Raw genomic sequence first — 5,971 nt, forward strand, 5'->3', positions numbered from 1 at the left:
AACTCTGCAGCGCAATCGTCGCAAAGAAGCCCGAGACGAACGAGCGCAGGCCGCTGCGCGTGCCGGTGGCAAGGCCGGTGCGCAACCGCGCCCCAAACGCACGCGACACGCCGTCCTTCACCTGGGCCAGGCCGAACAGCAGCAGCGCTGCCGCGCCGAACAGGTTGATCATGACGATCGTCGATTCCATGCTGCCGTTTCTTTGCCTTTTATGCGGGAAGGGTGTTCCTATTCGAATATAGGTTCTCAAGTGTTTGAAAATATGGCGTTACGCGCGCAATTTTTATTGCTCGGCTAAAAACTATACGCTGCTTGGGGAAATTCACAACGTCGTTCGCGACATATTTTGAAGCGGTATCGTCGTCGAGGTCGCGAAGGTCGGAAATCAGCGCCAGACGGTCTGCCGCATGGCTTCTCCGACGATCATCGCAGCCGAGACGGCGACGTTTATCGAGCGTTGGCCTTCCACCATGGGAACGAGGATCCGGGCGTCGGCTGCCGCGTGGACATGATCAGGGACGCCGGCGCTCTCGCGGCCGAAAAGAAGGATGTCGTCGTCACGGAATGCGAAGTCGGTATAGCGGTCGGACGACTTGGTGGACGCCAGCACCAAACGCCGACCGGTAGCCTTTCGCCAGTCCTCGAAGCGATCCCAATTGACATGGCGGGTGAGGGCGGCTGCGGCGATATAGTCCATGCCTGCCCGTTTGAGGTTGCGGTCGGATATGTCGAAACCAGCAGGCTCGATAATGTCGACAGCGAAGCCAAGACAGGCGGCGAGACGCAGGATGGTTCCCGTATTGCCGGGTATGTCAGGCTGATAGAGCGCTAGTCTGAGGATCGCCATGGTCTAGGCCGTATTTTTCGGTTTTCGTCGAAGGACGCCTATTGCAACTGTGATTTCAGCGCAATAGGGCGCATTTTGGCCGATAATTGTTCAATTTCCGGCCGGTCGGGGCTGGAAATTCTGCTTGATTCGCGTTAAGGGTGCACATCTTTTAATCGCCAGAAGGGAGCGCCAAGATGGAAATATTGCCGCGTATGCGCTCTCGATGCGTGACCCCGCGAGTGGCGACCTGGCACGCGTAGTGCCATTTCTCTCCTGAGTTCCCATTTCTAACCTTTGCGCGGCCGTTATGGCCTCGTCCCGTGAACGTCCGGTTCCCATATGAGCTCTCAAGCGCCGTTTTGCGCGAGCCGGGGAGGCTGGACCGATCAGGTTTCGGAGCATTTTCATGTTTGGCTGGTTCGAGCAGCGACTTAATCCTTTCCCGACCGAGGAGCCGGTTGCTCCTCCGAAGGGTCTTTTTGCATTTTGCTGGCACTACACGAAGCCGGCAGCACCGTGGCTCGCCATCATGGCAGTGCTGACGGCGCTGATCGCCGTCGGCGAGGTGGCGCTCTTCCAGTTCCTCGGTGATATCGTGGACTGGCTGACTAAAGCCGACAAGGCGACATTTCTGGAGTCGGAATGGCCGAGGTTGGCATGGATGGGATCGTTGATCCTCATCGGCCTGCCGCTGGCGGCGGGGCTGGATTCACTCATCATGCATCAGGTGCTACTCGGCAACTATCCGATGATCGCACGCTGGCAGATGCACCGTTTCCTGCTGCGTCACAGCATGACCTTTTTCGCCAACGAATTCGCCGGACGCGTTGCGACGAAGGTGATGCAGACGTCGCTTGCGGTTCGCGAAACGACGATGAAGATCCTCGATGTCTTCGTCTATGTCGTCACCTACTTCCTGTCGATGATCATTGTGATCGCTGCTGCCGACTGGCGGCTGATGATACCGATCCTCGTTTGGCTCGCTGTCTATATCGGAATCGTGTCCTACTTCGTGCCGCGGCTTCGCAAGATCGCGGCACAGCAGGCGGATGCGCGCTCTATGATGACGGGGCGGGTGGTCGACAGCTACACGAACATCGCGACGGTGAAGCTGTTCTCGCATGCCGGCCGCGAAGAGACCTATGCGCGTAGCGGCATGGAGGAGTTCCTCGAAACTGTCCACTCGCAGATGCGTCGCGTCACGTTGTTTCATATATCCGTCTATATGAACAACTGCGTGGCGTTGTTCGTGGTGTCCGGCCTGTCCATCTGGTTCTGGCTGAACGGACAGATCTCGGTCGGTGCCATTGCTATTGCGATCGGTCTTGCCATGCGTGTCAACGGGATGTCGCAGTGGATCATGTGGGAAGTCTCGGCGCTGTTCGAGAACATCGGCACGGTCTATGACGGCATGGAGATGATGACGAAGAAGCATGACATCGTCGACAAGCCGAACGCGCCGCAGTTGTCAGCGAGGAAGGGTGCAATCCACTACGAGCGCATCCGCTTCCACTATGGCAAGGGCAAAGGTGTCATCGACAATCTCTCCCTAGACATCAAGGCGGGTGAGAAGGTCGGCCTGGTCGGTCGCTCCGGTGCCGGCAAGACGACGCTGATGAACCTGTTGCTGCGCTTCTACGATCTGGAGGCCGGCCGCATCACGATCGATGGGCAGGACATCTCGGGCGTGTCCCAGGAAAGCCTGCGTGAACTGATCGGCGTCGTGACGCAGGATACGTCCCTGCTGCACCGGTCGATCCGCGACAACATCGCCTATGGCCGCCCGGACGCGACCGACGCCCAGGTGATCGAAGCCGCCAGGCGTGCGAATGCCTGGGACTTCATCGAAGGGCTTGTCGACATGCAGGGCCGCACAGGGCTCGACGCGCAGGTAGGCGAACGCGGCGTGAAGCTCTCCGGCGGCCAGCGTCAGCGCGTCGCGATCGCCCGCGTCTTCCTGAAGGACGCGCCGATCCTGGTGCTCGACGAGGCGACATCGGCGCTCGACTCCGAGGTCGAGGCAGCGATTCAGGAAAACCTATTTGCGCTGATGGAAGGCAAGACGGTGATTGCGATCGCGCATCGCCTGTCGACCCTGACCGAGATGGACCGTCTGATCGTGCTCGACAAGGGCAGGATCATCGAGGCCGGCGCCCACGCAGAGCTGGTCCAGCAGGGCGGTATTTACGCTGACCTGTGGAACCGTCAGTCCGGCGGCTTCTTGGCGGATCACTCGGAAGAGGCGGAAGAGGCGGCCGAATAGAAAGAAGCCCTCCCTGCGGATGCGGGGAGGGCTTCTCTTTTCGTGTCCATGGATGTGGTGTCAGAGGCTGTCTGCCCAGTCTTTCACCCGGTTTCCTTCGACAAGCATGCTATTGGTCGACACAAGCGTACGCAATGCGAACAGACGTCGCTCTTCCTCGCGATCGACCCACGTAGAGATCGCCTCGGCGATTGCCTCGTCGTAGGACATTTCCAACTGTTCAACGATTGCATCAAGTCGTTCCGCAAGGGGCAGCGGAATACTCGACAATACTGTCTTCCTTGCTTGCATCGCGGCCGTCTCCCGTAAGAATCCATTGTACCTCGAGATTGTGACGAGGTCAGTCTCATTCAACAACGATGCCGTTGTTGTTACCGATTGTTACGAAAATATAAGGTTGCGCCCTGGGCCCGTTGCTTTCCCGCCCTGGCTAATAAGCCTATATCGCATTTATGCTGATAAAACGACTCCTTCGTGTCTTTGAAAATTGGATTAATCCCTTTGCGCCGCGGGAAAACATTCAGCCCCCGCGTTCCACGCTTGGATTCATCTGGTTCTATATCGGGCAGGCGAAGACGCCCTTCGTCGCGATGCTCGTGCTCGGCGGGATGTCGGCGGCAATCGAGGCGGCGCTCTTCTGGTTCGTCGGCCGGCTTGTCGATATCCTCGCGACGATCACGCCGGCCGCAGGCTGGAGCGGCCTTCTTGCCGCGCACGGCGCCGAACTCTTCGGTATGCTCGTCCTTATCGGCATCGTCCGCTTTGTCGTCGCGCTGTTGATTGCGCTCGTCGATCAGCAGGTGATCACGCCCGGCTTCTATAACCTCGCGCGCTGGCAATCCTACCTGCATGTTTCGAGGCAATCGCTCTCGTTCTTTCAAAGCGATTTCTCCGGCCGCGTCGTCACCAAGGTCTGGTCGGCGGGCCAGGCCACGGGCGATCTGGTGACGTCGCTGATGGAGAGCGTCTGGTTCGTCGGCATCTATGCGGCGACAACGCTGGTGCTCGTCGCGCGGCTGGATCTCTCGCTTGCCGTGGTCGTGCTCTGCTGGCTCGGCGTGTTCGGCGTTCTCGCGCGTTATTTCGTGCCCCGCATCCGATTGCATTCCCGGGAAACGGCGGAAGCGGCGTCGATGATCAACGGGCGCATGGTGGACGCCTACAGCAACATCCAGACACTGAAGCTGTTTGCGCGTGACGAAGAGAGCGACCGCTACATGCGGCAAGGCTTCGACTTCTATCAGCACACTGTCCTGCGGTTCACGCGCTTCATCACCGGGGTACGCGCCTCGATGGCACTGCTTTCGGGCATCATGATCGTTACGATGGCCGGACTGAGCGTTCATCTTTGGCTGGCGGGGCTCATCAGTTCCGGCGCGGTCGCCTTCTCGCTGGCGCTTGTGCTGCGCCTCAACTTCCTTCTCGGCCGGCTGACGACCCAGTTCAACGGCATCATGCGCAACCTCGGCACGATCCAGAATGCTGCCGAGCTGATCTCGCAGCCGCTTGGACTGGTCGATCGCCCCGGTGCCCGCGACCTTACTATTCGACAGCCCGGCATCCGCTTCGAGAACGTCTCTTTCCACTACGGCAGACCAGATGGCGTTATCGACAACTTCTCGCTCACGATCGAGCCGGGGGAGAAGGTCGGCATCGTCGGGCGCTCGGGCGCCGGCAAGTCGACACTGGTCAACCTCCTGCTGCGGCTCTACGACCTCGAAGGTGGACGGATCTTGATCGACGGCCAGGACATTGCGTCCGTCACGCAGGAAACCCTGCGCATGCAGATCGGCGTTGTCAGCCAGGATACGTCGCTCCTGCATCGTTCCGTCCGGGACAATATCTTGTTTGGGCGCCCTGATGCGGGCGAGGCGCGGTTGGTCGAAGCGGCTCGGCGCGCGGAAGCGCTTGGCTTCATCGAGCGCCTGCAGGACCAGAATGGCCGCAGGGGTTTCGACGCGCACGTCGGGGAGCGTGGCGTGAAGCTTTCCGGCGGTCAGCGCCAGCGTATCGCGATTGCGCGCGTCATGCTGAAGGATGCGCCGATCCTCGTTCTCGACGAAGCAACATCGGCGCTGGATTCCGAGGTGGAAGAGGCGATCCAATCCAATCTGATCGGCCTCATGCAAGGCAAGACGGTGCTTGCCATCGCGCATCGGCTCTCGACCATCGCCGCCCTCGACCGATTGATCGTAGTCGACGAGGGGGGGATTATAGAAGAGGGGACGCACGAAGCTCTGCTGAAACAGGGTGGTCTCTATGCCGAACTCTGGGCACGGCAATCCGGTGGGTTCATCGCAACCGATGTCGAGGCGCCACCGCCCGGTTCAAAGGCACACCGTAAACTCGGCGACGAGGCCAAAGTCGTCTGAGATRCAGTGTTACCTTCGGTCCACTGGAATGGTTTCAGCCGTAGTGGCCGGTCGGCGGGAACGCCGTCGACGCTGGTGCCGAAGGCTCGAGTTGGTGCAATGCGCAGCTGTGGCAAGCATGTGATTGTCTTCGAAAATCATCTGAAAATTCCCGCGACATTGTGCCCACATGGCCTTGCCAAGGCTGGACATAATTTGCGATCAAGCTTAGAACGCGCCGGATTGGTGGGGAATCTATGGTCGAATTGTGTCGCGACAGATTCGCCGCCGCGAGGAGCAGGGGCGGAGTTCCGCAAAATTTGCGTAGAGGATGGTTATAAGCCGTGAGCGAACACGAAACGACAGGCGAGATCACGGGCGAGCCGACTCGCCGTGATTTCCTTTATCTCACCACAGGCATGGCGGGGGCGGTTGGGGCCGTTGCGGTTGCATGGCCGTTTATCGACCAGATGCGTCCGGATGCTTCGACGTTGGCGCTGGCCTCGATCGAGGTTGACGTTTCCAGCC

Annotated in this window: 5 protein-coding genes and 1 pseudogene; 3 read left to right on the forward strand and 3 right to left on the reverse strand. The window is 59.6% G+C overall.

Annotated elements, in window-relative coordinates:
• Positions 1 to 190, reverse strand: a pseudogene (locus tag AC1DPR_RS31230) (Na/Pi cotransporter family protein); the annotation flags it as partial.
• 195 nt (positions 191 to 385) lie between these two features.
• Entirely contained in the window at positions 386 to 847 is a 462-nt protein-coding gene (locus AC1DPR_RS31235; protein ID WP_018857613.1) for a tRNA (cytidine(34)-2'-O)-methyltransferase, read from the reverse strand.
• 388 nt (positions 848 to 1,235) lie between these two features.
• Between AC1DPR_RS31235 and AC1DPR_RS31240 the strand changes: the two genes are divergently transcribed.
• A complete protein-coding gene (locus tag AC1DPR_RS31240) occupies positions 1,236 to 3,092 on the forward strand; it encodes an ABC transporter ATP-binding protein (protein WP_062370252.1) in 1,857 nt (618 codons plus the stop codon).
• 60 nt (positions 3,093 to 3,152) lie between these two features.
• Here AC1DPR_RS31240 and AC1DPR_RS31245 read toward each other — a convergent pair whose 3' ends face one another.
• Entirely contained in the window at positions 3,153 to 3,362 is a 210-nt protein-coding gene (locus AC1DPR_RS31245) for a ribbon-helix-helix domain-containing protein (protein ID WP_018857615.1), read from the reverse strand.
• 182 nt (positions 3,363 to 3,544) lie between these two features.
• Between AC1DPR_RS31245 and AC1DPR_RS31250 the strand changes: the two genes are divergently transcribed.
• Positions 3,545 to 5,464, forward strand: a complete 1,920-nt coding sequence (locus AC1DPR_RS31250; RefSeq protein WP_477817942.1) for an ABC transporter ATP-binding protein — start codon at positions 3,545 to 3,547, stop codon at positions 5,462 to 5,464.
• A 323-nt stretch (positions 5,465 to 5,787) separates the two neighbouring features.
• Positions 5,788 to 5,971, forward strand: a 184-nt coding sequence (locus tag AC1DPR_RS31255) for a ubiquinol-cytochrome c reductase iron-sulfur subunit N-terminal domain-containing protein (RefSeq protein WP_477817943.1), incomplete at its 3' end; no start/stop codon positions are given.

The sequence above is a fragment of the Rhizobium sp. 01T417 genome, assembly GCF_056398905.1.